The sequence below is a fragment of the Streptomyces sp. NPDC048197 genome, from assembly GCF_043202395.1.
In the GTDB taxonomy this organism is placed as follows: domain Bacteria; phylum Actinomycetota; class Actinomycetes; order Streptomycetales; family Streptomycetaceae; genus Streptomyces; species Streptomyces siderophoricus.
Map to the genome: position 1 here is coordinate 16,466 of NZ_JBIDAJ010000036.1, position 24,586 is coordinate 41,051.

Consider the following 24,586-nt stretch of genomic DNA (forward strand, 5'->3'; position numbering starts at 1 on the left):
TGACCGCCCCGTACGACCCGAGTACGGCGCGGCCACCGTCGTCCCAGACCCGCGCGCAGACCTCTCGCACCCGCGAGAGGTTTTTTCGTTTCCGGCCCACACCCCACCGGAGGCGGAGCGCGAGGGAGCATGGAGGGGCGGTGGCACCGGTTATTCCGGTAGACCGAGAACCCGACAGGAGCCAGACCGCATGACGGACGCACCCCAAGCCTCCCCGTCGCCCGCCCCCCGTCCCGCCGGCGCGGTGCCCGACGACTTCCACGTCTTCGACACCACCCTCCGCGACGGTGCGCAGCGCGAGGGCATCAACCTCACCGTCGCCGACAAGCTGACCATCGCGCGGCACCTCGACGAGTACGGCGTCGGCTTCATCGAGGGCGGCTGGCCCGGCGCCAACCCCCGGGACACCGAGTTCTTCCAGCGCGCCCGCGAGGAGATCGACTTCCGGCACGCCCAGCTGGTCGCGTTCGGTGCCACCCGCAAGGCCGGCGTGCGCGTCGAGGACGACCCCCAGGTCGCCGCCCTGCTGGCCTCCGAAGCCCCGATCATCACGCTGGTCGCCAAGTCCCACGTCGGACATGTCGAACTGGCGCTGCGCACCACCCCGGAGGAGAACCTCGCGATGGTCCGGGACACCGTCGCGTACCTCCGGTCCCAGGGCCGCCGGGTCTTCCTGGACTGCGAGCACTTCTTCGACGGCTACGCGCTGGACCCGGTCTACGCCAAGCAGGTCGTGCGCACCGCCGGCGAGGCCGGCGCGGACGTCGTCGTCCTCTGCGACACCAACGGCGGCATGCTCCCCGCGCAGGTCACCGCCGTCGTCCGCACCGTCCTCGCGGACACCGGCGCCCGCCTCGGCATCCACGCCCAGGACGACACCGGCTGCGCCGTCGCCAACACCCTCGCCGCGGTGGACGCCGGCGCCACCCACGTGCAGTGCACCGCCAACGGCTACGGCGAGCGGGTCGGCAACTCCAACCTCTTCCCGGTCGTCGCCGCGCTGGAGCTCAAGTACGGCCGGCGGGTGCTGCCCGAGGGCAAGCTCGCCGAGACCACCCGGATCTCGCACGCCATCGCCGAGGTCGTCAACCTCACCCCTTCCACCCACCAGCCCTACGTCGGCGTCTCCGCCTTCGCCCACAAGGCCGGTCTGCACGCCTCCGCGATCAAGGTCGACCCGGACCTCTACCAGCACATCGACCCGGCGCTGGTCGGCAACACGATGCGGATGCTGGTCTCCGACATGGCCGGCCGCGCCTCCATCGAGCTCAAGGGCAAGGAACTGGGCATCGACCTGGACGGCGAGCGCGAGCTGGTCGGCCGGGTCGTCGAACGCGTCAAGGAACGCGAACTGGCCGGCTACACCTACGAGGCGGCCGACGCCTCCTTCGAGCTGCTGCTGCGCGAGGAGGTCCGCGGCAAGGCCCTGCGCTACTTCACCGTCGAGTCCTGGCGGGCGATCGTCGAGGACCGCCCCGACGGCACGCACGCCAACGAGGCGACCGTGAAGCTGTGGGCCAAGGGCGAGCGGATCGTCGCCACCGCGGAGGGCAACGGCCCGGTCAACGCGCTCGACCGCGCGCTGCGGGTGGGCCTGGAGCGGATCTATCCGCAGCTCGCCCACATGGAACTCGTCGACTACAAGGTCCGCATCCTGGAGGGCGCCCTCGGCACCGGATCCATCACCCGCGTCCTGGTCTCCACCAGCGACGGCCGCGGCGAGTGGTCCACGGTCGGTGTGGCGGAGAACGTCATCGCGGCGTCCTGGCAGGCACTGGACGACGCCTACGCGTACGGGCTGCTGCGGGCCGGGGTCGAGCCCCAGGCGTAGTGCTGCCCAGCGCTTCCCACGTCGTGGTGCTTGCCACGAAAACGTGAGTGGGGCGGGCGTGAAGGATCACGCCCGCCCCACCGCCACCGCGGGCGACCTACGGTTACGCCTTGACCGCCGAGATGTCGAAGCTGAGCTTGACCTTGTCGCTGACCATGACGCCGCCGGCCTCCAGTGCCGCGTTCCAGGTCAGGCCCCAGTCGGAGCGCAGGATCTCGGCGCTGCCCTCGAAGCCGACCCGCTCGGCGCCGTAGACGTCGGTGGCCGAGCCGTTGAACTCCAGGTCGATGGTGAGCGGCTTGGTGACGCCCCGGAGGGTGAGGTCGCCGGTGAGGCGGTAGCGGTCGCCGGCCACGCGCTCGGCGGCGGCGCTGCGGAAGGTCATCCGCGGGAAGTTCTCGGCGTCGAAGAAGTCCGCGCCGCGCAGATGGGCGTCGCGGTCCGCGATGCCGGTGTCGATGCTCGCGATCTCGACGTCCAGGGTGGCGGCGGACCGGGACGGGTCGGTGCCGTCCAGCGCGAGCGTGCCCTCATAGGCGCCGAACGTGCCGCGGACGTTGGTGACCATGGCGTGCCGGACGGTGAAGCCGATGCTGCTGTGGGCCGGGTCGATGGTGTAGTCGCCGGTCAGCGCGGCGAGCGCGGGGTCCGCCTCGAGGACGGCGGCGGGGGCGGCGGTCTCGGCGGTGCGCTTGCGGGTGAACAGAGCCATGGCTCCTCCTCAGGACGGGTGCTGCGGACAGCAAGATGGAATGAGACGTTGGTTTAACGTTCAACGACAGCGTCACTGTAGCGGCATTTAGTTCAATGTTCAACCTCTTTCCGGATGGGCCGGGCCTCCAGGAGGGTGTGCCGGGCTCGGCCGTACGGGTGGTGGGCGGCGTTGCGACGCGGTCATTGCCGTGCCGTGAGGGGCCGTGCTAGACCATCGGGAACTCCCAAGTGCGCAGCGCCATAACCCAGTTGACGCCATGGAGAGGACCGACCGTGCCGACCGAGCCCGTCCCGTCCGTCTGGTCCCGCCGAGGATTTCTCACCGTCTCCACCGCGAGCGCGCTCGCCCTCGCCGCCGCCCACCCCGCGTCCGCCGCGCCCCTGTCTCCCGGGGGCGACCCCTACGACACCCTCCGCGGTCGCTGGTGCACGCTCACCCTCGGCGCGGGCTTCGACGCCACCGCGCCGCCGTTCGCCGCCGTCCTGAAGGAGACCGGCGACCTCGCGGCCACCTTCCGGGCCGGCATGCGGCCGGCCGCCGGCTCGTTGTGGCCGGACTGCCCGTACGACCCGCCCTCCGGCATCACCCAGAGCTACGGCCGGCTGAACACCATGGCCCAGGCGTACGCCCAGCCCGGCACCGGCCGAACCGGCGACCCCGGCCTCGCCGACGCCGTCCGCACCGGCCTCGACCACCTCGAAACCACGGTCTACCACACCGGCACCACCCGGTACGGCAACTGGTGGGAGTGGCAGATCGGCAGTCCCAGACTCCTCCTCGACACCCTCGCGATCCTGGACGAGCACCTGCCCGACGACGGCGGCCTGCCCGGCGACCTGCGCACCCGCGCTCTCGCCGCCGTCGACCACTTCGTGCCGGACACGATGCTCGGCGACTACACCGGCACCAGCACCGGCGCCAACCGCGTCGACCTGTGCCGGGTGGTCGCCCTGCGCGGCATCCTCGGCCGGGTGCCCGCCAAGATCGCACTGGCCCGGGACGCCCTCTCGCCGGTCTTCCCGTACGTCAGCGAGGGCGACGGGCTCTACGCCGACGGCTCGTTCGTACAGCACACCTGGGTCGCCTACTCCGGCACCTACGGCTACGTCCTGCTGGACGGGCTGGGGCGGCTGTTCGCGCTGCTCGGCGGGTCGGAATGGGAGGTCACCGATCCGGGGCGGCAGGTCATCCTGGACAGCGTGGAGCACGCGTACGCGCCGCTGCTGCACAACGGGCTGATGATGGACAGCGTCAACGGCCGGGCGATCAGCCGCGGTTACCTCCGCAACGACGAGCGGCGGGTGCTGCGCAGCGACCACTACCACGGCCATGCGCTGATCGCGGCCATCGCGCTGCTCGGCGAGAGCGCGAGCGCCGCCGAGCGGGGCCGCTGGCACGCGATGATCAAGGGCTGGATCGCCCGCGACCGCACCCTGCCGGTGCTCACCGACCGGCAGTACGGCGTCGCCGACCTCGCCAGGCTGCGGAAGATCGCCGACGGTCCCGGCCCGGCCGCCGCCGAGCCCGTCGGCCACCGGCTCTTCGCGGCCATGGACCGCGCCGTGCACCGCCGCCCCGGCTGGGTCGCGAACGTGGCGATGTGCTCGGACCGGATCACGTACTACGAGAACGGCAACGGTGAGAACCGGCGCGGCTGGCACACCGGTGCGGGCATGACGTACTGGTGGGGCGCGGACTTCGGCGGCGACCAGTACACGGATGCCTTCTGGCCGACCGTCGACCCGTACCGGCTGCCCGGCACGACCGTCTCCACCAAGCGGCTCGCGGACAACGAAGGCGGCGGTTGGGGTGAGCCGAAGCCCGACGTCCGGTGGGTCGGCGGTACCACCGACGGGGAGTTCGCCGCCCTCGGGCAGCAGCTGCGCGGGCTGTCCTCGACGCTGCGCGCCCGGAAGTCCTGGTTCGCGCTCGCGGACTGTGTCGTCTGTCTGGGCGCCGGGATCACCGCGCGGGACGGCGTGACGGTCGAGACCGTCGTCGACAACCGGTGCCTGGGGGAGTACGGCACGGCCGCGCTCACCGTCGACGGCGTACGGCAGCCCGGCGCGCCCGGTCACCGCACCGCCTTCCGCCGCGCCCGCTGGGCTCACCTCGCCGGGCACGGCGGCTATGTCTTCCCCGGCGGCGCCCCCCTGCACGCGCTGCGCGAGGCCCGCACCGGCTCCTGGCACGACATCAACACCACCTCGTCCGCGGAGCCGTTCACCCGGCGATATGTCACGTTGTGGTGCGATCACGGGGTCGATCCGTCGGATGCCTGCTATGCGTACCTCCTGATGCCGGGGGCCCGCGCGCACGCCGTCGCGGCGCGGGCCGCCGACCCGCACTGGCTGACCGTGCTCGCCAACGACGCGTGCCGCCAGGCGATCGCCGTCCACCCGCTCGGCGTAACGGCCGCGAACTTCTGGCGGGCCGGGCGGGCGGGCGCCTTGCGCAGCAGCGGCCCGGTGAGCGTAGTGATCCGCGAGCGGCCGGACGGGCGGACCGCCCGGCTGTCCCTGGCGGCTCCTGCCCGGACCGGTGCTCCGGTGGAGATCTCCTGGTCACGGCCGGTGCGCGGGGTGCTCGACCACGACCCGTCGATCGAGGTGCTGGAGACCGGGCGGCGCCTTCGGCTGCGGGCCCGCCCCGGTACGGTCTGCGCCACCCACCGCTGCACCGTGCGGCTGCACTGACCTGCGCCGGGGCCCGTTCCGCCGGGCCCGCGGACCACCGGCCGTCCGGGCCCGCGGACCACCGGTCACCACAACATCACTCGGCGGCCGTTTGTCGGGCCCATACAGAGGAAGCGGGTCCCGGCCACCCGAACGGGGGCCGGGACGCGGCCCGCGTACAGGAGGGTTCTGTACTCCCTGCCCACGAAAACGCATGTGACGTTGTACGAAACCGACATCGGTGTGCGGCGCCCCGCACACGTACCGTCGATACATGACCACTGTCGAAGATCTGCCCGCCGGCGCCAACGACGCCCGCGGGCGCGTCGCCGAGCTGCACGCCATCCGTGAGCAGGTCCGGCGCGGACCCAGCGAGCGGGCGACCGAGGCCCAGCGTGCCAAGGGCAAGCTGACGGCGCGCGAGCGGATCGAGCTGCTGCTGGACGAGGATTCGTTCAACGAGGTCGAGCCGCTGCGCCGGCATCGGGCGACGGGCTTCGGCCTGGAGGCGAAGAAGCCCTACACCGACGGTGTGATCACCGGCTGGGGCACGGTCCACGGCCGGACGGTGTTCGTCTACGCACACGACTTCCGGATCTTCGGCGGCGCGCTCGGCGAGGCGCACGCCACCAAGATCCACAAGATCATGGACATGGCCATCCAGGCCGGTGCCCCGCTGGTGTCGCTCAACGACGGCGCGGGCGCCCGCATCCAGGAGGGCGTCTCGGCGCTGGCCGGCTACGGCGGCATCTTCCAGCGCAACACCAAGGCCTCCGGGGTCATCCCGCAGATCTCGGTCATGCTCGGCCCGTGCGCGGGCGGCGCTGCCTACTCCCCGGCCCTGACGGACTTCGTCTTCATGGTCCGCGAGACCTCCCAGATGTTCATCACCGGCCCGGACGTGGTCCGTGCGGTGACCGGCGAGGAGATCACCCAGAACGGCCTGGGCGGCGCCGATGTGCACGCCGAGACGTCCGGTGTCTGCCACTTCGCCTACGACGACGAGCAGAGCTGCCTGGAGGAGGTCCGCTACCTCCTCTCCCTGCTGCCGGCGAACAACCGCGAGAACCCGCCGGCGGTGCCGTGCGAGGACCCGGCCGACCGCTCCGGCGACGCGCTGCTGGACCTGGTGCCGGCCGACGGCAACCGCCCGTACGACATGCGCAAGGTCATCGAGGAGATCGTCGACGACGGCGAGTACCTGGAGGTCCACGAGCGCTGGGCCACCAACATCATCTGCGCGCTGAGCCGCTTCGACGGCAAGGTGGTCGGCATCATCGCCAACCAGCCGCAGTCGCTGGCCGGTGTGCTGGACATCGAGGCGTCCGAGAAGGCCGCCCGCTTCGTCCAGATGTGCGACGCCTTCAACATCCCGATCGTCACCCTGCTCGACGTGCCCGGCTTCCTGCCCGGCGTCGACCAGGAGCACGGCGGCATCATCCGGCACGGCGCCAAGCTCCTGTACGCGTACTGCAACGCCACCGTGCCGCGCATCTCCATCGTCCTGCGCAAGGCCTACGGCGGCGCCTACATCGTCATGGACTCGCAGTCCATCGGCGCCGACCTGACCTACGCCTGGCCGACCAACGAGATCGCGGTGATGGGCGCGGAGGGCGCGGCCAACGTCATCTTCCGCAAGCAGATCGCCGAGGCCGACGACTCCGAGGCCATGCGCACCCGCATGGTCAAGGAGTACAAGTCCGAGCTGATGCACCCGTACTACGCGGCCGAGCGCGGTCTGGTCGACGACGTCATCGACCCCGCCGACACCCGCCGGACCCTCATCCGGGCCCTGGACATGCTGCGTACCAAGCACGCCGACCTCCCGGCCCGCAAGCACGGCAACCCGCCCCAGTAGCCCCTTCAGGCACCCGCGAATCACCGACGACGCGACGACGGAGAAGAAGACACCGTGAATGCTGCCCACCGCACCGCCCCGATCCGCGTGGAGAAGGGCCAGGCCAGCGAGGAAGAGCTCGCCGCCCTGACCGCCGTCCTGCTGGCCCGCGCCGCCCACCGCCCGGCCGCCGCCCCGGCCGGCCCGCACGCCACCGCCGCCCGCTGGCGCCGTCTGGAGCGCCAGACCGGTTTCCACGGCGCGACCAGCTGGCAGCGCTGACCGAGCACCGAGTGAAGGGCCCCGCGGCACGGCCGCGGGGCCCTTCCCGTTCCCGTTTCAATTCACTCCCTTTTCAACTTCCTTGCGAACAAAGGTGGTTGATGTCGCATCAGCAGGCCGGCGTCCGGGTGTATTCCGATTCGGTAGCCGACGTCCGAATCAAGGCGTAGGTTCGCCCCAATCCTGCGGAGCAGAGCTGGTCAAGGGGAGATTCCCGTGCTGGCATGCGCTCGTCATCCCCACTCCTGGTGTTCCCGCGCCGCGGGCCTAGGACGACCGGAAGGAAGAGCCCATGCTCAGCACGCTCAGTGCTGGTGCCGCCGTGGCATCGTTGCTCCTCGCCGGATCGGCATCCCCCACCGCACCAGCGCGGTTCGGCGACGACCCGCCGACCGGCAAGATCACCATCACCGTCGCCACGGTCAACGGATCGGGCTGCAGACCCGGCAGCGCCGCGGTGGCCATCGCCCCCGACAACACCGCCTTCACCGTCACCTACAGCGAATACCTCGCCCAGGCGGGCGGCACCAGCAAGCCCACCGACGCCCGCAAGAACTGCCAGATCGCCCTGAACGTCCATGTCCCGCAGGGCTTCACCTACGCCATCGCCCGCGCCGACTACCGCGGTTACGCCTCACTGGCCCCCGGCGCCAAGGGGCTGGAGCAGGCGAACTACTACTTCCAGGGCCAGCAGCAGACGGCCCGCAAGAGCCACACCTTCACCGGCCCCTACGAGACCAACTGGCAGACCTCGGACGAGACCGACGTCGACGCGCTGGTCTACGCGCCCTGCGGCGAGGAGCGCTACTTCAACATCAACACCGAGCTGAGGGTGGACGGCAAGTCGGCCGACCCCAAGGCCACCAGCTACATGGCCATGGACTCCACCGACGGCAGCATCAACACCGTGTACCACTTCGCCTGGAAGGAGTGCCCGGCCCGTAAGTAGCCGCTCGCGGCACATCCCCGCACGCACGCCGAAGGCCCCCGCATCACGCGATGTGGGGGCCTTCCGGCAGGTGCGGCGTACGGGCACGGGGGGCCGGTACGCGGCGGCGCTAGCGCAGGCGCGCCATGAGGGCGTGCTCGACGAGCGTGATGAGCGCGCTCTTGGCCTCGCTGCGGTGCCGGGCGTCCGTGGTGATGATCGGGGCGTCCGGGCCGATCTGGAGGGCCTCACGCACCTCGTCGGGCGTGTAGGGCTGGTGCCCGTCGAAGCCGTTGAGGGCGATGACGAACGGCAGGCCGCTGTTCTCGAAGTAGTCGACGGCCGGGAAGCAGTCGGCCAGGCGGCGGGTGTCCACCAGGACGACCGCGCCGATGGCACCGCGGACCAGGTCGTCCCACATGAACCAGAAGCGGTCCTGGCCCGGCGTACCGAAGAGGTACAGGATCAGGTCCTGGTCCAGCGTGATCCGGCCGAAGTCCATCGCCACGGTCGTGGTCGTCTTGTCCGGCGCGTGCGTGAGGTCGTCGATCCCCGCGGAGGCGGAGGTCATCACGGCTTCGGTACGCAGCGGATTGATCTCTGAGACGGCCCCGACGAACGTGGTCTTGCCCACGCCGAAGCCGCCCGCCACCACGATCTTCGCGGAGGTGGTGGAGCGGGCTGCACCGCTAGAGCTTGCGAAGTCCACTGAGCACCCTTTCGAGCAGTGTCACATCTGGCTGTCCGCCGGCGGTCTCGTCCCCGCCGGGCTGATGGATGGCGACGAGCCCGGCCTCCGCCAGGTCGGCGACGAGGATTCGGGCGACGCCGAGGGGGATGGAGAGGAGGGCCGAGATCTCGGCCACCGATTTGATCTCGCGGCACAGGTGGCAGATGCGCTGGTGCTCCGGCAGCTGGCCCTGCAGCTTGGCCGGGTCGGCGGTCGTGCTGACCAGCGCCTCGATGGCGAGCTGGTAGCGCGGCCGGGTCCGACCACCGGTCATGGCGTACGGGCGCACGAGCGGGTTGTTCGCCCCGGAGGGAGCGGGCTCGGGCTTCCGCGGCGGCTGCACCGGCTGGATGCGCGGGGCCTGCGGCTGGTCGTACACCGACGGCTCGTACGGCTGGGAGTCGTACGGCCCCGGCTGCTGGGGCTGCGGCTGAAGCCGCTGCGGCCGGCGGCTCGGCGCAGACGGGAAGTTGAAGCGGTTGTGATGGGTCTCGCCCACAGGCCCGGACTCCTGCCCGGAACCGTACGGGTATCCGCTAGGGGGCGTTGCCACGTCTCCTCCTCCAACTTGCCTGTCTGACGCCGGTCGCGCCACCGAACCATAAGACGCGGCGGCGGGAAACGCACTGCCTGTTTGCTAGTTGAGAAGGCTTCCCTGGAGTTCGGCGCGCAGGTCGGGCGTCAGCACCGTCCCCGCGCGGTCGACCAGCAGGGCCATCTCGTAGCCGACCAGACCGATGTCGCACTCGGGGTGCGCGAGCACGGCCAGCGACGATCCGTCGGAGACGGACATGATGAAGAGGAAGCCACGCTCCATCTCCACCACGGTCTGGTTGACGCTCCCGCCCTCGAAGATGCGGGACGCGCCGGAGGTCAGCGAGGTCAGCCCGGAGGCCACCGCCGCCAACTGGTCGGCGCGGTCACGGGGGAAGCCCTCGGACATCGCGAGAAGGAGTCCGTCCGCGGAGACCACGACCGTGTGGGACACCCCGGGGGTGTTGTCCACGAAGTTGGTGATCAACCAGTTCAGATTCTGCGCCGCCTGGCTCATCGGGCTCACACTAACGCTCCTGATCGTAGGTGCTGCCGGGGCCGAAGCCCTGTTGGTCATTCTGGGGGACCCCGGAGGGGTCCGTGCCGACGTTGCGTCCCTGCTGGACCCCGCGGCGCAGGTTGCTCAACCTGCCGCGGACGTCCTCCGGGGCGCGGGAGACCTGGGGGCCGCCCTGCGGGGTCTGCTCCGCGGAACCCTCGACCAGGTTGGCCTTGGGCACCCGGCGGGGAAGACCGGAGGCTGTGACTCCGCCCGCCTTCGGCTCGCGCAGCCGCTCCGCCCGCTCCCAGCGCTCGTCGTTCGAGCTGCGCCAGTCGGAGCCGTCCTGGCCGGTCTCCGGCGCGCTCCGCGGCTGCTGAACATGCTGTGCCTGCTGGTCGCGGCCTCCGCGGCGCGGAAGGCCGGCGTCCGTCAGCGGGTGCGGGTCGCTCGGTGTGGGGCCCGGACGCTCGAATGGTACGCGCTCGGGCGCGTCAGCGGGAGCGGCAGTTGTATTCCGGTCAGATTCCGCTTCGGTCCCGAAGTAGCCCTCGAATGCGTGGCGTTCGGACCATTCGTCCGGCTGTACCGGTTCGTGCGAGACGTATGGCTGCTGGCCGGTGGTCTCCGGGAAGCCCGGATCGCCGAACGCCTGGCTGCCGTGCGACCGGTCGTCGTAGAGCGGTTGATCAGCTTCCGGATAGCCCGGGGCGGGGTGGCCCTGGTAACCGGTGGCGGACGTCGCCGGGTCGCGGAAGAGCGGATTGCCGGCGTCCGGCCCCTCGGCCGGGCGCTCGACGCCGGTGGCCTGCGCCTCCAGCGCGGCCCGGCGCTCCTCGCGGAGCAGCGAGCGGCCGACCATGTCCAGATCGGCGGCGTCCGTGCGGGCGTAGCGGCTGTCGTCGAAGCCCAGCTCGGCGGCGGTGCGCTGGTGGCCCTCGTAGGTGGCCTGCTGGTGCTCGGGAACGATCCGGGAGACCGTGAAGTCGTCCTCGTACTGCTCGTCGCCGCCACCACCGTGGGTGATCGCCTCGGGCAGCATGACCAGGGACGTGGTCCCCGCCTGCTCGCCGGAGGGGCGCAGCTGCACCCGGATCCCGTGCCGGTCGGCCAGCCGGCCGACCACGAACAGGCCCATGCGCTGGGAGATCGCGGCATCCACGCTCGGCGGGTTCGCCAGCTTGTGGTTGATGTCCGCGAAGTCCTCGGGGGTCAGCCCGATGCCCTTGTCGTGGATCTCGATCATCACCCGGCCGTCGGGCAGCCGGGTCGCGGTCACCCGCACCTTGGTCTGCGGCGAGGAGAACGTCGTGGCGTTCTCCAGCAGCTCGGACAGCAGGTGCACGAGGTCGGTCACGGCGGTGCCGTGGATCTCGCTCTCCGGCACGCCGGTGAGGTCTATTCGCTCGTACGACTCGACCTCACTGATCGCCGCCCGCAGGACGTCGACCAGCGGCACCGGCTGGTTCCAGCGGCGGCCCGGCTCCTCGCCGGCGAGGATGAGGAGGTTCTCGCCGTTGCGGCGCATACGGGTGGCCAGGTGGTCGAGCCGGAAGAGGCTCTCCAGCTGGTCCGGGTCCGCCTCGTTGTTCTCCAGGTCGGTGATCAGCTCCAGCTGACGCTCGATCAGGCCCTGGTTGCGGCTGGAGAGGTTGGTGAAGATCGCGTTGACGTTGCCCCGCAGCAGCGCCTGCTCGGCGGCCAGCCGGACGGCCTCGCGGTGCACCTGGTCGAAGGCCCGGGCGACCTCGCCGATCTCGTCGGTGGTGGAGATCGGGATCGGGGTGACGCGGGTGTCGACCCGGCCGGGTGCGGTCCGGGAGAGCTGGTCGACCAGCATCGGCAGCCGCTGCTCGGCGATGCCGAAGGCGGCGTTGCGCAGCTGGCGCATGTTGCGGCTCATCCGGCGGGCCATCAGACCGGCCACGACGAACGCGATGATCAGCGCGGCGACCGCGATTGCGGAGTCGACGAAGGTGGACTGCTTGGCGTCCGCGGAGATCTGCGCGGCCTCGTTCACGGCCTTGTCGGCCAGGTCCTTCTCGATGGACCGGTACATGTTGAACTTGCCGGTTGCGGCCGCGAAGTAGCTGTCGGAGGTGACGCCCTTCAGGCTCAGCGTCTCCGGCGCCGCGCCGGTCCCGATCCAGGTGGACATCTGGTCGATGGACGGCGGGGTGCGGAACGGCCGGTTCGCGGCCTGCGCCTGCTGCTTCGCCTGTGCGATCTTCTGCTGTGCGGCCTGCTTGAGTGCGGCGGCGTCCTTCTTCAGCCGCTCGACGTCCTGGGGCGTGCCGCCGGAGGTGTACTCGCCGATGGCGATGCCCTCCAGGTAGCGGTACGACGCGAAGGCGGTCAGCTGGAGCTTGTGCTCCTTGCCGCCCTGCGGGGTCGCCGGGTCGACCAGCAGGTGGGTGCCGATCGAGCGCTCCAGCGACTCGGCGGCCTTGGCCAGCGCGACGGCGTAGACGGTGCGGCCGTAGGAGGTGATGTTGCCGGTGCCCAGGCCGAGTTCGTTGGCGAACTCCATCAGCGGGTGCTGGACCTCGACGTAGCCCTCTTCGGTCTGCACGCCGTGCAGCTTGGCGGTGTACGCGGCCTGGCGCAGCACCTGGAGCTTCGGCTCGACCTTCTCGAACGCGGCGAGCCGGCGCTTGAGGCCCGGCTTGTCCGGCATGGCCTTGGCGGCCTTGTGGAACGCGTCGGCGGCGGCGTCGGTGGTGTCCCGGGCCTCCTGGACGACCGGGTCGTCCTTCTTGCCCTCCAGCAGCGGCGCCGCGGTGCGGTCCCGCTCGTCGATCAGGGCGGTGCTGTAGGACAGCGCGGCGCGCACGAGCTTCGCGGTGTTCTCCGCGTCCTGCGCCTCCTGCCAGGTGGCGAACGAGGTGTTCACCCGCAGGCCGCCGAAGACCAGGGCGAGCAGCACGGGGATCAGCAGGATGGCGTTCAGCCGGGTGGCCACCCGCCAGTTGCGCGGGGAGTACTTGCTACCGCTGACCGGAGGCTTCGCGACCGTGTCCTCGGGCGCGTCGGAAGCCGGTACGCCACCTCTCGGTGGCGGCGTGAAGTTGCCCCGCCGCGGTTCCTGCGGCTCGGGGCTAGACGTGCTTCGCCTCACTCGACCAACAACCTCTCGGCGGCCGGCACTACCTGCTGTGCCGTTTCTTCTGGGCTTTCCTACTCCGGAGTTCAGCGAATTTCAGCACGTCAGGGCGGTGCGTTCCAAACACTGAGCAAAGCCTGAGCGGGCCCGGAAGGCCCTCAGATAAAAGGGGCGTTAAGGGCGAGACGCAGCAAAAGACAGGCGATCCGTGAGCGCAGCGAAGCCGGGCATGCGCGTGGTGTGTCGAAACCTCAGGGATTCACTGTCGAAACGTTATGAAGCGAATTTGTGGGCGTGTCGAAGGACACAGATCCCTTCGCGGATGGCGGGGCGCAGCCCTGGGCAGGGCGGCGCCCCCCATAAGAGTCAACTGCCGGATCACCCACTACAGATGACGAACCGGAGCGGTGGCCGGTTCCTACTGGAGCCGGGCCATCAGAGCGTGCTCGACGAGCGTGATGAGCGCGCTCTTGGCCTCGCTGCGGTGCCGGGCGTCGGTCGTGATGATCGGGGTGTTGGGACCGATCTGCAGCGCCTCACGCACCTCGTCGGGCGTGTAGGGCTGGTGCCCCTCGAAGCCGTTGAGGGCGACGACGAACGGCAGACCGCTGTTCTCGAAGTAGTCGACGGCCGGGAAGCAGTCGGCCAGGCGCCGGGTGTCCACCAGCACGACCGCGCCGATGGCACCGCGGACCAGGTCGTCCCACATGAACCAGAAGCGGTCCTGGCCCGGCGTACCGAAGAGGTACAGGATCAGGTCCTGGTCCAGCGTGATCCGGCCGAAGTCCATCGCCACGGTCGTCGTGGTCTTGTCCTGCACGTGGCTGAGGTCGTCGATCCCCGCCGACGCGGAGGTCATCACGGCCTCCGTACGCAGCGGGTTGATCTCCGAGACCGCGCCGACGAACGTGGTCTTGCCCACGCCGAAGCCGCCCGCCACCACGATCTTCGCGGACGTGGTGGCGCGGGCCGGGCTCGCGGCGAAGCCGCCGTCAGAGCTTGCGAAGTCCACTGAGCACCCTCTCCAGCAAGGTCACGTCCGGCGTACCGCCGGCCTCGCCGCTGCCACCGGGCTGGTGGATCGCCACCATCCCGGCCTCTGCCAGGTCCGCGACGAGGATGCGCGCCACACCCAGCGGGATGTGCAGGAGCGCGGAGACCTCGGCGACCGACTTCACCTCACGGCACAGGTGGCAGATCCGCTGGTGCTCGGGCAGCAGCCCGGGCAGCTGGGCGGGGTCGGCGGTCGTGCTGACCAGCGCCTCGATGGCGAGCTGGTAGCGCGGCCGGGTCCGGCCTCCGGTCATGGCGTACGGGCGCACCAGCGGCTGGTCACCTTCGCTCCCGTACGGCGCTTGGCTGTAGGCGCCGTACGGGCCGGAAGTGGCAGGTGGCGGGGTCATGGGGTCCTCCGGACGGGACAGCGCGCGCTGTCGTCGGGTTGGGCCGGTGGGGGGTGCGGCACGAATGGGTGGTGGGTGCTGGACGAACGGCGCTGCGGACGCCGTCAGTTCAGCAGACTGCCCTGGAGTTCGGCGCGCAGGTCGGGCGTCAGCACCGTCCCCGCGCGGTCGACCAGCAGGGCCATCTCGTAGCCGACCAGACCGATGTCGCACTCGGGGTGCGCGAGCACGGCCAGCGACGATCCGTCGGAGACGGACATGATGAAGAGGAAGCCACGCTCCATCTCCACCACGGTCTGGTTGACGCTCCCGCCCTCGAAGATGCGGGACGCGCCGGAGGTCAGCGAGGTCAGCCCGGAGGCCACCGCCGCCAACTGGTCGGCGCGGTCACGGGGGAAGCCCTCGGACATCGCGAGGAGCAGCCCGTCCGCGGAGACCACCACCGTGTGGGACACCCCGGGGGTGTTGTCCACGAAGTTGGTGATCAACCAGTTCAGATTCTGCGCCGCCTGGCTCATCGGACTCAACTAACGCTCCTGCTGGTGAGTGGGATCGACAATGCCGTGGTTGCCGGTGGACGACGTCCCGGCCTGCCGGCCCTGCTGGATACCGCGACGGAGATTGGTCAGCCGGCCGCGCACATCGCCCGGCGCGCGGGAGACCTGCGGACCGCTCTGGGCGGGCTGCTGCTGTTGCGCGGTGCCCGCGACGAGGTTGGCGCGCGGGACCCGGCGGGGCAGCCCGGAGGTGGTGACACCGCCCGAGGCCGGCTGGCGGATCTGCTCCGCCTGCCGCCAGGTCTCGTCGTTCGGCGAACTGCGCCACTGCGCCGTGGCGTCGGCCCGCTCCGGGTTGCGTGCGCCGTTGCCCTGCGGCTCGGCGGGCGCACCCGGGGCCGCCGCGGAACCGCGGCGCGGCAGCCGCTGCGCCTCCGGCTCCTCGGTGCCCTGCGGCGGCACACCGGCGGCGGCGGACGCCGGGTGGCTGAACCAGTTGGACTCGATCGTGTCGAAGATCGGCGTACGGCCGTCACCGGGACCGGCGTCCGCGCTGCCGAGCACGTCCGGCTCCGGCGCGCGGCCGTCCTGCGGCCGGGCCACCGGGAACTGGCCGGTGCCCTGCGGGTCGGCGGCGTAACCGACCCGGTCCGCCTCCGCCTGCTGCAGCTGACGGGCGTCGAGCTGACCGGTCTCGTACGGATCGGCCTCGGTGGCGGGCCGCGCGAAGCGCTCCGCGGGGTACTCGCCGGTGTCGTAACGGTCCGCCGGGTACTCGCCGGTGTCGTAGCGGTCCGCCGGGTACTGGCCGGTGTCGTAGCGGTCCGGCTCGCGCTCCGGCGCCTGGGCCGCGGGCGGCGGGGCGTTGAAGTCGGGACGGGCGAACGCGGTGGTGTCACCGGGACCGCCGGCCGGGGCGGGCCGCTCGAAGCTGCCGGTGTCCGGCTCCTCGTGGCCGCGCGGCCGGTCCTGCGCCTCGCGGGGCGTCAGCGGCCAGTCGTCGTCACCGCCGCGCTCGCGGCGGGCGCCCCAGCTCGTACCGCCCTGCTGCTGACCGCCGAAGACGTCCTGGTTCCCGCGGCCGTCCTGGCCACCGCGGCCGCCGGCCGGCGCACCGCCCGGGAGTTCGGCCGCCGGACCGCGGGCCGGCAGCTCCGGCCGCTCCTCGCGGCGGGGCGCACCGGTGGGCGGGGCGACCGTCGGCGTGGGGCCACCTGCGGGGCCGTTGTCCGCACCGCGGGTCGGCAGCGCGGGACGCGCACCGCCGGAGCGCGGGGCGGGCGGACGGGTGTCGCCGCCCGCGGCCGGGGCACCGGGTGCGGGGCCGGCCGGCGCGGGACGCCCGGACGGGGCGCCGAAGGCGTTCGGGGCACCACCGGGGCCGCCGCGGCCGGGCAGCGCGGGACGGCCGCCGGCGCCCGGGCCGGAACCGACCTGGCCGCGCGGCTGGAGCCCGGCGAGCCGGCTGGACGGCGCACCGCCGACGTCACCGGGCGCGCCCTTGGCGGTGCTCGGTGCCGGCTTCTTGCCGCCCTGGGCGACGTCGACCGGCAGCATGACCAGTGCGGTGGTGCCGCCGGAGTCGGACGGCCGGAGCTGGATGCGGATGCCGTGCCGCAGGGACAGCCGGCCGACCACGAACAGACCCATCCGGCGGGAGACCGAGACGTCCACGGTCGGCGGGCTGGCCAGCCGCTCGTTGATCGCCGAGAGGTCCTCGGGGGACAGGCCGATACCGGTGTCGTGGATCTCGACCAGGACCCGGCCGTCGGGCAGCGCGTGGCCGGTGACCTTGACCTTGGTCTGCGGGGAGGAGAACGAGGTGGCGTTCTCCAGCAGCTCGGCGAGCAGGTGCACGAGGTCGTTGACGACCCGGCCGGCGACCTCGGTCTGCGGGACGGCGTTGAGCTCGATGCGCTCGTACTGCTCCACCTCGGAGGCGGCGGCACGGAGCACGTCGACCAGCGGCACCGGGCGGGTCCACCGGCGGCCCGGCTCCTCACCCGCGAGGACCAGGAGGTTCTCGCCGTTACGGCGCATACGGGTCGCGAGGTGGTCGAGCTTGAAGAGCGAGGAGAGCTGGTCCGGGTCGGCCTCGCGGGACTCCAGTTCGGAGATCAGCGAGAGCTGACGCTGGATCAGGCCCTGGGAGCGGCGCGAGAGGTTGGTGAACATCGCGTTGACGTTGCCCCGCAGCAGCGCCTGCTCGGAGGCGAGGCGGACCGCCTCGCGGTGCACGTCGTCGAAGGCCGCGGCCACCCGGCCGATCTCGTCCCGGCTGTGCACACCGACCGACTCGACGGAGGTGTCCACGTCCTGCGGGTCGGACTCGGACAGCTGCTTGACCAGCTCGGGCAGCCGGTCCTGGGCGACCTTCTGCGCGGTGTCCTGCAGCCGGCGCAGCGAGCGGACCATGGAGCGGGCCACGACGAACGCGCCGACCAGCGAGACGCCGAGGACGAGGAGGATCACCGCACCGTTGATGAGGGCGTCCTGGGTGGCCTCGTTGCGGGCCTCGCGGGACTTCTGCTCCATCTCCGACAGCAGCGTGGTCTCGATCCGCGACATCTCGTCGATCTTGACGGTGTCGGAGTCGTACCAGTCGAGGTAGCGGTAGTCCTGGCTGCGGATGCCGGAGGCGCTGGCGAAGGCGCGGTGCGAGAAGGCGGACGCCGCCTTGATCTCGTCGTTGTTGCCGTCCAGGCCGCGGGTGAGCGCGCCGGCGTTGTTGGCGTAGATCAGTGAGAACCGGTCCCGGGCCGCCTTCTCGCTGATCTCGGCGTTGTGGCCGGCCTGCCGGTCGTTGGCGGACAGCTCCGGGCCGCCCTTGTGGGCGAGGCCGGCACTGATCAGGGCGCGCTGGATCGACGCGTACTCCTTGGCCGACGAGAACGCCGCCAGCGCGCGGGTACTGCGGATCATCTCCGGGTTGCTGGTCGCCTGCGCCATGTCCTGGGAGAGCGACAGCAGCGAGTTGATCAGCTGGTTGTAGCTGGTGACGGTCCGCGCGGTGTTGCCGTCGTCCTTGTAGGCGCTGGCGCGGATCTCGTTGAGGGTGTTGAGCTGGCGGCCGATCTCCAGGATGGTCGCCCGGACACCGGCCATCGTGGCGTCCTGGCCCTGGATGTCGCCGGTGGCCTGGTTGAAGGACAGCTTGGCGCGGTCGGTCGCCTCACGGGGGGCGACGACGTTCGCGTCGTCCTTGGCGTTGCCGCTGCCGGCCAGCGGACCGGCCGACTTGTCCCGCTCGATCTGCAGCGCGTCGGCGAGCTCGGTGGCCTGCCGGGTCATCTCGGTGAGCATCTGCATCTTGTCGAGCTGGTCGATGTTGTCCAGCTGCGTGGCGATGCGCATGCCGCCGAGCGTGGTGGCGGCGACCACGGGCAGCGCGAGCAGGGAGACCAGTCGGGTGCTGATGCGCCAGTTGCGCAGCGCTATTCGCGAACCGGGGCCGGTCGCGGCCTTGGGCGCACCGGTGTCCGCGGCATCACCGCCCGGCGCCTGGCCGCCGTGGTCGGACGACGTGAGGCCGCCCGCCGGGTTGTTGCGGTCGCGCTGGGGCGAGGAGGCGCGGTCGGTTCCGCCGCGCAGCTCCGGTTCCGCCGCAGCGCTGCCATCCCTCTTGAAACGTCCCTGCACTAGCGTCGCAACCTCTGGACCAGGCGTCCCACCTCGGCGGGACGGTGTCGAGTCGTATTGGGGGCCGTGAATCCCCCATGGCGGCCGTGAAATGACCGGCGGGCTGCCCCCTCTGGCCGAGAGAGCGGCACCACCGCGCGGCGCCACCTTGCGCCCTGCGCGCCGGCTGAAACGTGCGGCGGTCCGTGGAATTCCAGCACAGTGCCGGATCTCCAACAAGACCGGAGCGGGTGGCTGTGACATGGATGACGCAATGTACGGGACGCGTCACGAGTTGTAGAAGAAGCCGCTGGAGATATCGGACGTATGCCCGCGAGTCGCACGCCTCCGGCGGCTGTCCCAGGTGCGGTGATCGGGAGCGGAACGTGCGCTTCAATCCGCCATTGTCCGATTCGCCCAAGGATGTTGATCAAGGAAAATGCGGCTTTTGTCGCACGGCTCGTGAGCAAACTCACAGGAAGATCGTTGAGTTCCCCAGCACTTCGGAGGGAATAGCGCGCATAGCCTGACGCTTTACACAGTTGCCGAAACTGACAAGACAGGTTTCCGCAACGGCTTTTTCACCGGCCGATCCCCAGCTTCCGACCACACGAGGCATACCGAAGTGAAGACGACGATGATGTTCCGCAACATAGCCAACCCGCGGCGCACCACTCTGGCCCATCTCAAGGACGCCGAGGAGCTCGGCGCCACCCTCCTCGAGGCCCCGGAGCACACCGTCGATCTCCCCACGCAGACCGCCAACCCCCGGCGCACCGTCCTGATGGACGTCCCCGAGCAGGCCGTCATCGCCTAGTCGCGCGGGCGGAAGGGCAGCGGCCGCGTACCGCCCCGGCACCCATAGGTGAGCGCGCGCCCGAACAGGGGCGATAGCCTGGAGTGTCAACTCCGGTCAATGATCACTGAGGGGCAGCGGCACCCGTGCGCATCGCCAGATTCTCCATCGACGGCAACGTCGGCTTCGGCGTCCTCGAAGGCGACGAACTCGACGTCATCAAGGGTCATCCCTTCGCGGAATTCGAGCGCTCGGGCCAGAAGGTTCCCCTCGACAAGGTCCGGCTGCTGCCCCCCGTGCTGCCCAACAAGGTCGTCTGCGTGGGCCGCAACTACGCCGAACACGCCGCCGAGCTGGGCAACGCCGTCCCGGACGTACCGGTCACCTTCTTCAAGCCGTCCACCTCGGTGATCGGCCCCGGCGACCCCATCGCCTACCCCTCCTTCTCCCAGGAGGTGCACCACGAGGCGGAGCTCGCCGTCGTCATCGGGCGGATGTGCCGCGAGGTGCCCCGGGACCGCGCCAAGGACGTCATCCTCGGCTACACCTGCGCCAACGACGTCACCGCGCGCGACGTCCAGCAGCGCGAGAAGCAGTGGGCCCGGGCCAAGGGCTTCGACAGCTCCTGCCCCCTCGGCCCCTGGGTCGAGACCGGGCTGGACCCCGCCGACGTCGCCGCCGGCCTGGCGATCCAGTGCACGGTCAACGGCGAACAGCGCCAGCTCGGCCGCACCAGCGACATGGTCCGCCCGATCGAGGACCTGATCGTCCACATCACCGAGGCGATGACCCTGCTCCCCGGCGACGTCATCCTCACGGGCACCCCGGCCGGGGTCGGCCCCCTCAACGTCGGCGACGAGGTCGCCGTCACCATCGAAGGCATCGGCACTCTCACCAACAAGGTGATCAAGCGTGGCTAACGCGACCCCCGGCACCCCCGTCCGCGTACGTTTCTGTCCCTCCCCGACCGGTAACCCCCATGTGGGCCTGATCCGCACCGCCCTGTTCAACTGGGCCTACGCGCGGCACCACAAGGGCACCCTGGTCTTCCGGATCGAGGACACCGACGCGGCCCGCGACTCCGAGGAGTCCTACAACCAGCTGCTGGACTCCTTCCACTGGCTCGGCTTCGACTGGGACGAAGGCCCCGAGGTCGGCGGCCCGCACGCGCCGTACCGCCAGTCCCAGCGGATGGACCGCTACAAGGACATCGCCGAGAAGCTGCTCGCCGCCGGTCACGCGTACCCCTGCTACTGCACCACCGAGGAGCTCGACGAGCGCCGCGAGGCCGCCCGCAAGGCCGGCCGGCCCTCCGGCTACGACGGCACCTGCCGCGAGCTGACCGACGGGCAGAAGGCCGCGTACGAGGCCGAGGGCCGCAGCTCGATCATCCGCTTCCGGATGCCCGACGAGCCGATCACCTTCACCGACCTGGTCCGCGGCGAGCTGACCTTCACGCCGGACAACGTCCCGGACTACGGCATCGTCCGGGCCAACGGAGCGCCCCTCTACACCCTGGTCAACCCGGTCGACGACGCCCTGATGGGCATCACCCACGTCCTGCGCGGCGAGGACCTGCTCTCCTCGACCCCCCGCCAGATCGCCCTGTACAAGGCGCTGATCGAGCTGGGCGTCGCCTCGTCGATCCCCGAGTTCGGCCACCTGCCGTACGTCATGGGCGAGGGCAACAAGAAGCTCTCCAAGCGCGACCCGCAGGCCTCGCTCAACCTCTACCGCGAGCGCGGCTTCCTGCCCGAGGGCCTGCTCAACTACCTCGCGCTGCTCGGCTGGTCGTTCTCCGCCGACCAGGACATCTTCTCGGTGTCCGAGCTGATCGAGAAGTTCGACATCGCGGACGTCAACGCCAACCCGGCCCGCTTCGACCTGAAGAAGGCCGAGGCGATCAACGCCGACCACATCCGGCAGCTGGACGTCGAGGACTTCATCAAGCGGTGCGAGCCCTGGCTGAAGGCCCCGTTCGCCAACTGGGAGCCGGCGGACTTCGACGAGGCCGCCTGGCGCGCGATCGCCCCGCACGCCCAGACCCGCCTCACGGTCCTGTCCGACATCACCGCCAACGTCGACTTCCTGTTCCGCACGGAGCCGGTGGAGGACGAGGCGTCCTGGACCAAGGCCATGAAGGGTGACCCGGTGGCCCTGCTCACCACCGCCCGGGCCAAGCTCGCCGCGGCCGACTGGAACGCCGGCCCCGAGCCCCTCAAGGAGGCCGTCCTGGCCGCCGGTGAGGAGCACGGCCTCAAGCTCGGCAAGGCCCAGGCCCCGGTCCGGGTGGCCGTCACCGGCCGCACGGTCGGCCTGCCGCTCTTCGAGTCCCTCGAAGTCCTCGGCAAGGAGCGCACCATCGCCCGCATCGACGCCGCGCTGGCCAAGCTGGCCGGCTGACCCCCTACGGGCGCCCGAGGGCCCGGAAGCCGTCCCGGCTTCCGGGCCCTCGGCATATTTCCTCCCGGCACGGCCCCGGCGCGTTAGATTGCCGTCATGCCCCTCCGTGCCGTCCTGTGGGACATCGACGACACCCTCTTCGACTACAGCGGGTCGGACCGCGCCGGTGCGCTGCGGCACCTGCGCGCCGAAGGACTGCTGGCCGCCTATGGGGGCGAGGAGGCGGCGCTGACACGGTGGCGCGCGGCCATGGAGACCGAGTTCGCCCGCTTCCTCGCCGGTGAGCTGGGTTTCCTCGACCACCGCAGGGAACGGGCCCGGACGTTCCTCGGCGTCGCGCTCAGCGACGCGGAGGCGGACGCCTGGTTCGCGAAGTACATCGCGCACTACGAAGCCTCCTGGGCGCTCTTCCCGGACTCCGCGCCCGCGCTGACGGCGCTGGCGCCCCTGGTGCGGCAGGCCGTGCTGTCCAATTCCTCCGTCGCCAACCAGGAGCGCAAGCTGACCAGGCTGGGCATCCGCACCCACTTCGAGGCGGTGCTGTGCGCGGACGAGCTGGGGCACGCCAAGCCCGCGGCGGAGGCCTTCCACGGTGCCTGTGCCGCGCTGGGCCTCGGGCCCCAAGAGGTGGTCTACGTCGGCGACCGGCTCGACATCGACGCGCTCGGCGCCCGGGACGCCGGGCTGGGCGCCGTCTGGCTGGACCGTACGGGCGCCGGCGGAGAGCTGCCGGCCGGGGTGCGGCGGATCGCGAGCCTGGCTGAGCTGCCCGAGCTGCTGCACGGGGTTATCGGTTTTGGAGCCCCGTCCACGATCAGGTAATGTTCTTCCTGCGCCGCCCGAGAGGGCCGAGAGGCCCGGCCGGGAAGCGTAAGTCAAATACCACCCCCGCAGGGGGTTGCGCTTTGATGGCCTATGGTGTAATTGGCAGCACGACTGATTCTGGTTCAGTTAGTCTAGGTTCGAGTCCTGGTAGGCCAGCTCGCAGAGCTCATCTGCAAAGCCCCCGTTGTGTAGCGGCCTAGCACGCTGCCCTCTCAAGGCAGTAGCGCCGGTTCGAATCCGGTCGGGGGTACGGATCCATCCCGTTGATCACCAGGGTCGCTCCCGGTGATATTGCGGTGACAACATCCGGCTCCGGCCGGATGGGATCGCTAGGGCCCCCGTTGTGTAGCGGCCTAGCACGCCGCCCTCTCAAGGCGGTAGCGCCGGTTCGAATCCGGTCGGGGGTACTGGTCTAAACCACCATGGGCTATGGTGTAATTGGCAGCACGAGTGATTCTGGTTCATTTAGTCTAGGTTCGAGTCCTGGTAGCCCAGCGCAGCATGTCCTCGTGACAGGCTCAACTGCAGGAAATCTTGCCCCCGTTGTGTAGCGGCCTAGCACGCCGCCCTCTCAAGGCGGTAGCGCCGGTTCGAATCCGGTCGGGGGTACGCACAAGGGAAGGCCCTCCGCGTCGCGCGGGGGGCCTTTCCGCTGTTCCCGGGGGTTCAACGGCCCGCCCTGAAGCGCCGGTTGGACTCCTCGGCCTCGGCCAGCCGGCGCAGGCCGAGCAGCACCGGCTCGTAGAGCACCGTCAGGGCCACCGCCGCCTCCATCTGCTCCGCGGGGGTCTCGTACTCCTCGACCAGGTCCAGGTCGACGACGGCGAGCTCGGCCGCCTGGCGGGCGTAGGGCAGCAGGTGGGCGGTGTCGCAGGGGTAGCCCAGGCGGTGCAGTGCGGCGACCGCGGCGACGAGCATGCGGAAGGCGCCGGAGTGCTCGGCGATCCCCAGGTTGAAGTGCCAGCCGACGCGGCGCAGCAGGTCGGTGGCGATGTGCCGGGCCGCGTCGGTCGCCGGGTCGGCCTCGTCGGGCCGCGGGCCGTGCGGGAGGGCCTCGACGGCCGCGCCGAGGCGGGAGTGCTGGTCGCGGGAGTCGTCGTCGACGGCGGCCAGGACGTCCCGGGCGGTGCTCACCGGGACCCGGCCGACCTGGATCAGCGCCCGGATCAGCCGCAGCCGGCGCAGGTGGTCCTCGTCGTACTCGGACTGGGTGGCGGTGACCGGGCGGCCGGGCGGCAGCAGCCGCTCGCGAAGGTAGTACTTGATCGTCGCGGTGGACACCCCGCTGCGCTCGCTGAGCTCCGCCAGTCGCATACCTCTTGCATCCCTTCTTGGAGAGTGACACTATCCAAGCATGGATAGTGTCGCTATCCAACATCGTTCGGCGTGACCAAGGGGGCTGTGATGAGCGGCAAGCCGGTGCAGGGACGGATGACGGCGGACGGGACCGGGGAGGTGGTGGTCTTCCTCATCGGCATGCGGATCAACAACTGGCGGGCGGTGCGCAGTTGGCTGCCGGTGCTCCGGGCGATGCCACCGATGATGAAGGAGCTGGCACAGGACCCGGAGCGGGGCCTGCTCGGCTACCGCCCGCTGCCCGGGCTGCGGGAATTCGGGGTCGTGCAGTACTGGGAGTCCAAGGAGAAGCTGCTGGCCTACGCGAGCGACCAGAATGGTGCGCACCGGCCGGCCTGGGCCGCCTTCAACCGGCGGGCACGGGAGGGGTGGGGCCACGTCGGCATCTGGCACGAGACCTATGTCGTCCCGGCGGGCTCGTACGAGACCATCTACGCGAACATGCCGCCGCGCGGACTGGGCGCGGCCCGCGGGGTCGTGCCGGTCGCCCGTCGCGGGGAGCGGGCGGCCGAGCGGCTGGCGGCCTGAGCCGGGGCGCGGCCGCCCGGCCCCGG

At 70.9% G+C, this 24,586-nt stretch carries 20 protein-coding genes and 5 tRNA genes; 15 read left to right on the plus strand and 10 right to left on the minus strand.

From position 1 onward, the window contains the following. The first annotated feature begins 190 nt into the window (after positions 1-190). Positions 191-1,831, plus strand: a complete 1,641-nt coding sequence (gene cimA / locus ACGF4C_RS32370) for a citramalate synthase (RefSeq protein ID WP_393571132.1) — start codon at positions 191-193, stop codon at positions 1,829-1,831. Positions 1,832-1,934: 103 nt separating this feature from the next. Here cimA and ACGF4C_RS32375 read toward each other — a convergent pair whose 3' ends face one another. Further along, positions 1,935-2,543, minus strand: a complete 609-nt coding sequence (locus ACGF4C_RS32375; RefSeq protein ID WP_393571134.1) for a YceI family protein — start codon at positions 2,541-2,543, stop codon at positions 1,935-1,937. Positions 2,544-2,818: 275 nt separating this feature from the next. On the opposite strand from ACGF4C_RS32375, the gene ACGF4C_RS32380 reads away from it, so the two are divergent. The 4 genes from ACGF4C_RS32380 to ACGF4C_RS32395 all read left to right on the plus strand — a co-directional run bounded on the left by ACGF4C_RS32380 (position 2,819) and on the right by ACGF4C_RS32395 (position 8,289). Next, positions 2,819-5,242 carry a polysaccharide lyase 8 family protein gene (locus ACGF4C_RS32380; RefSeq protein WP_393571136.1) on the plus strand — a complete coding sequence of 808 codons (2,424 nt, stop codon included), beginning with the start codon at positions 2,819-2,821 and terminating at the stop codon, positions 5,240-5,242. Between the two features lie 253 nt (positions 5,243-5,495). Further along, complete coding sequence (locus ACGF4C_RS32385; RefSeq protein WP_393571138.1) at positions 5,496-7,079, plus strand: acyl-CoA carboxylase subunit beta; 1,584 nt, start codon at positions 5,496-5,498, stop codon at positions 7,077-7,079. Between the two features lie 54 nt (positions 7,080-7,133). Next, the gene (locus ACGF4C_RS32390) at positions 7,134-7,340 is read left to right on the plus strand and encodes an acyl-CoA carboxylase epsilon subunit (RefSeq protein WP_030416120.1); all 207 of its coding nucleotides are present in this window, start codon (positions 7,134-7,136) and stop codon (positions 7,338-7,340) included. 292 nt (positions 7,341-7,632) lie between these two features. Beyond that, positions 7,633-8,289 (plus strand): DUF4360 domain-containing protein, encoded by a 657-nt coding sequence (locus ACGF4C_RS32395; protein ID WP_393571141.1) that lies wholly within the window; start codon positions 7,633-7,635, stop codon positions 8,287-8,289. A gap of 109 nt (positions 8,290-8,398) precedes the next feature. Here the strand turns inward: ACGF4C_RS32395 and ACGF4C_RS32400 are convergent, their stop codons facing one another. The 8 genes from ACGF4C_RS32400 to ACGF4C_RS32435 form a co-directional block, all read right to left on the minus strand. Further along, a complete protein-coding gene (locus ACGF4C_RS32400) occupies positions 8,399-8,977 on the minus strand; it encodes an ATP/GTP-binding protein (RefSeq protein WP_073447656.1) in 579 nt (192 codons plus the stop codon). After that, positions 8,958-9,551, minus strand: a complete 594-nt coding sequence (locus tag ACGF4C_RS32405; RefSeq protein ID WP_030802348.1) for a DUF742 domain-containing protein — start codon at positions 9,549-9,551, stop codon at positions 8,958-8,960. Before ACGF4C_RS32405 ends, ACGF4C_RS32400 begins: the two co-directional genes overlap by 20 nt. Positions 9,552-9,635: 84 nt before the next feature. Continuing rightward, on the minus strand, positions 9,636-10,049 hold the full coding sequence (locus tag ACGF4C_RS32410) for a roadblock/LC7 domain-containing protein (RefSeq protein WP_018087204.1): 414 nt from the start codon (positions 10,047-10,049) through the stop codon (positions 9,636-9,638). 10 nt (positions 10,050-10,059) lie between these two features. Beyond that, positions 10,060-12,993 (minus strand): nitrate- and nitrite sensing domain-containing protein, encoded by a 2,934-nt coding sequence (locus ACGF4C_RS32415; protein WP_393571144.1) that lies wholly within the window; start codon positions 12,991-12,993, stop codon positions 10,060-10,062. A 559-nt stretch (positions 12,994-13,552) separates the two neighbouring features. Beyond that, on the minus strand, positions 13,553-14,146 hold the full coding sequence (locus ACGF4C_RS32420) for an ATP/GTP-binding protein (RefSeq protein ID WP_261955489.1): 594 nt from the start codon (positions 14,144-14,146) through the stop codon (positions 13,553-13,555). Further along, complete coding sequence (locus ACGF4C_RS32425; RefSeq protein WP_030416114.1) at positions 14,127-14,537, minus strand: DUF742 domain-containing protein; 411 nt, start codon at positions 14,535-14,537, stop codon at positions 14,127-14,129. The genes ACGF4C_RS32420 and ACGF4C_RS32425 overlap by 20 nt, the downstream gene beginning before the upstream one ends. A gap of 104 nt (positions 14,538-14,641) precedes the next feature. Then, positions 14,642-15,055 carry a roadblock/LC7 domain-containing protein gene (locus tag ACGF4C_RS32430; protein WP_018087204.1) on the minus strand — a complete coding sequence of 138 codons (414 nt, stop codon included), beginning with the start codon at positions 15,053-15,055 and terminating at the stop codon, positions 14,642-14,644. A 9-nt stretch (positions 15,056-15,064) separates the two neighbouring features. Continuing rightward, positions 15,065-18,673 carry a nitrate- and nitrite sensing domain-containing protein gene (locus ACGF4C_RS32435; protein WP_393571147.1) on the minus strand — a complete coding sequence of 1,203 codons (3,609 nt, stop codon included), beginning with the start codon at positions 18,671-18,673 and terminating at the stop codon, positions 15,065-15,067. A 604-nt stretch (positions 18,674-19,277) separates the two neighbouring features. On the opposite strand from ACGF4C_RS32435, the gene ACGF4C_RS32440 reads away from it, so the two are divergent. The 9 genes from ACGF4C_RS32440 (at position 19,278) to ACGF4C_RS32480 (ending at position 23,285) form a co-directional block, all read left to right on the plus strand. Then, positions 19,278-19,469, plus strand: a complete 192-nt coding sequence (locus tag ACGF4C_RS32440) for a hypothetical protein (RefSeq protein ID WP_393571149.1) — start codon at positions 19,278-19,280, stop codon at positions 19,467-19,469. A 125-nt stretch (positions 19,470-19,594) separates the two neighbouring features. Continuing rightward, positions 19,595-20,368 carry a fumarylacetoacetate hydrolase family protein gene (locus ACGF4C_RS32445; protein WP_362140597.1) on the plus strand — a complete coding sequence of 258 codons (774 nt, stop codon included), beginning with the start codon at positions 19,595-19,597 and terminating at the stop codon, positions 20,366-20,368. Next, positions 20,361-21,851: a glutamate--tRNA ligase gene (gene gltX, locus ACGF4C_RS32450; RefSeq protein WP_393571152.1), complete on the plus strand. Its 1,491-nt coding sequence runs from the start codon at positions 20,361-20,363 to the stop codon at positions 21,849-21,851. Before ACGF4C_RS32445 ends, gltX begins: the two co-directional genes overlap by 8 nt. 96 nt (positions 21,852-21,947) lie before the next feature. Then, entirely contained in the window at positions 21,948-22,673 is a 726-nt protein-coding gene (locus ACGF4C_RS32455; RefSeq protein ID WP_393571154.1) for an HAD family hydrolase, read from the plus strand. An 87-nt stretch (positions 22,674-22,760) separates the two neighbouring features. After that, a tRNA-Gln gene (locus tag ACGF4C_RS32460) sits at positions 22,761-22,832 on the plus strand. Between the two features lie 21 nt (positions 22,833-22,853). Next, positions 22,854-22,926 (plus strand) — tRNA-Glu (locus ACGF4C_RS32465). 84 nt (positions 22,927-23,010) lie between these two features. After that, positions 23,011-23,083: transfer RNA gene (locus tag ACGF4C_RS32470), tRNA-Glu, on the plus strand. A gap of 16 nt (positions 23,084-23,099) precedes the next feature. After that, positions 23,100-23,171 (plus strand) — tRNA-Gln (locus tag ACGF4C_RS32475). 41 nt (positions 23,172-23,212) lie between these two features. Continuing rightward, positions 23,213-23,285, plus strand: a tRNA-Glu gene (locus ACGF4C_RS32480). A 57-nt stretch (positions 23,286-23,342) separates the two neighbouring features. Here ACGF4C_RS32480 and ACGF4C_RS32485 read toward each other — a convergent pair. Next, the gene (locus tag ACGF4C_RS32485; RefSeq protein WP_393571156.1) at positions 23,343-23,990 is read right to left on the minus strand and encodes a MerR family transcriptional regulator; all 648 of its coding nucleotides are present in this window, start codon (positions 23,988-23,990) and stop codon (positions 23,343-23,345) included. Between the two features lie 90 nt (positions 23,991-24,080). Here ACGF4C_RS32485 and ACGF4C_RS32490 point away from each other — a divergent pair, with 90 nt between their 5' ends. Then, positions 24,081-24,560 carry a DUF4188 domain-containing protein gene (locus tag ACGF4C_RS32490; RefSeq protein WP_393571158.1) on the plus strand — a complete coding sequence of 160 codons (480 nt, stop codon included), beginning with the start codon at positions 24,081-24,083 and terminating at the stop codon, positions 24,558-24,560. Positions 24,561-24,586 lie beyond the last annotated feature (26 nt).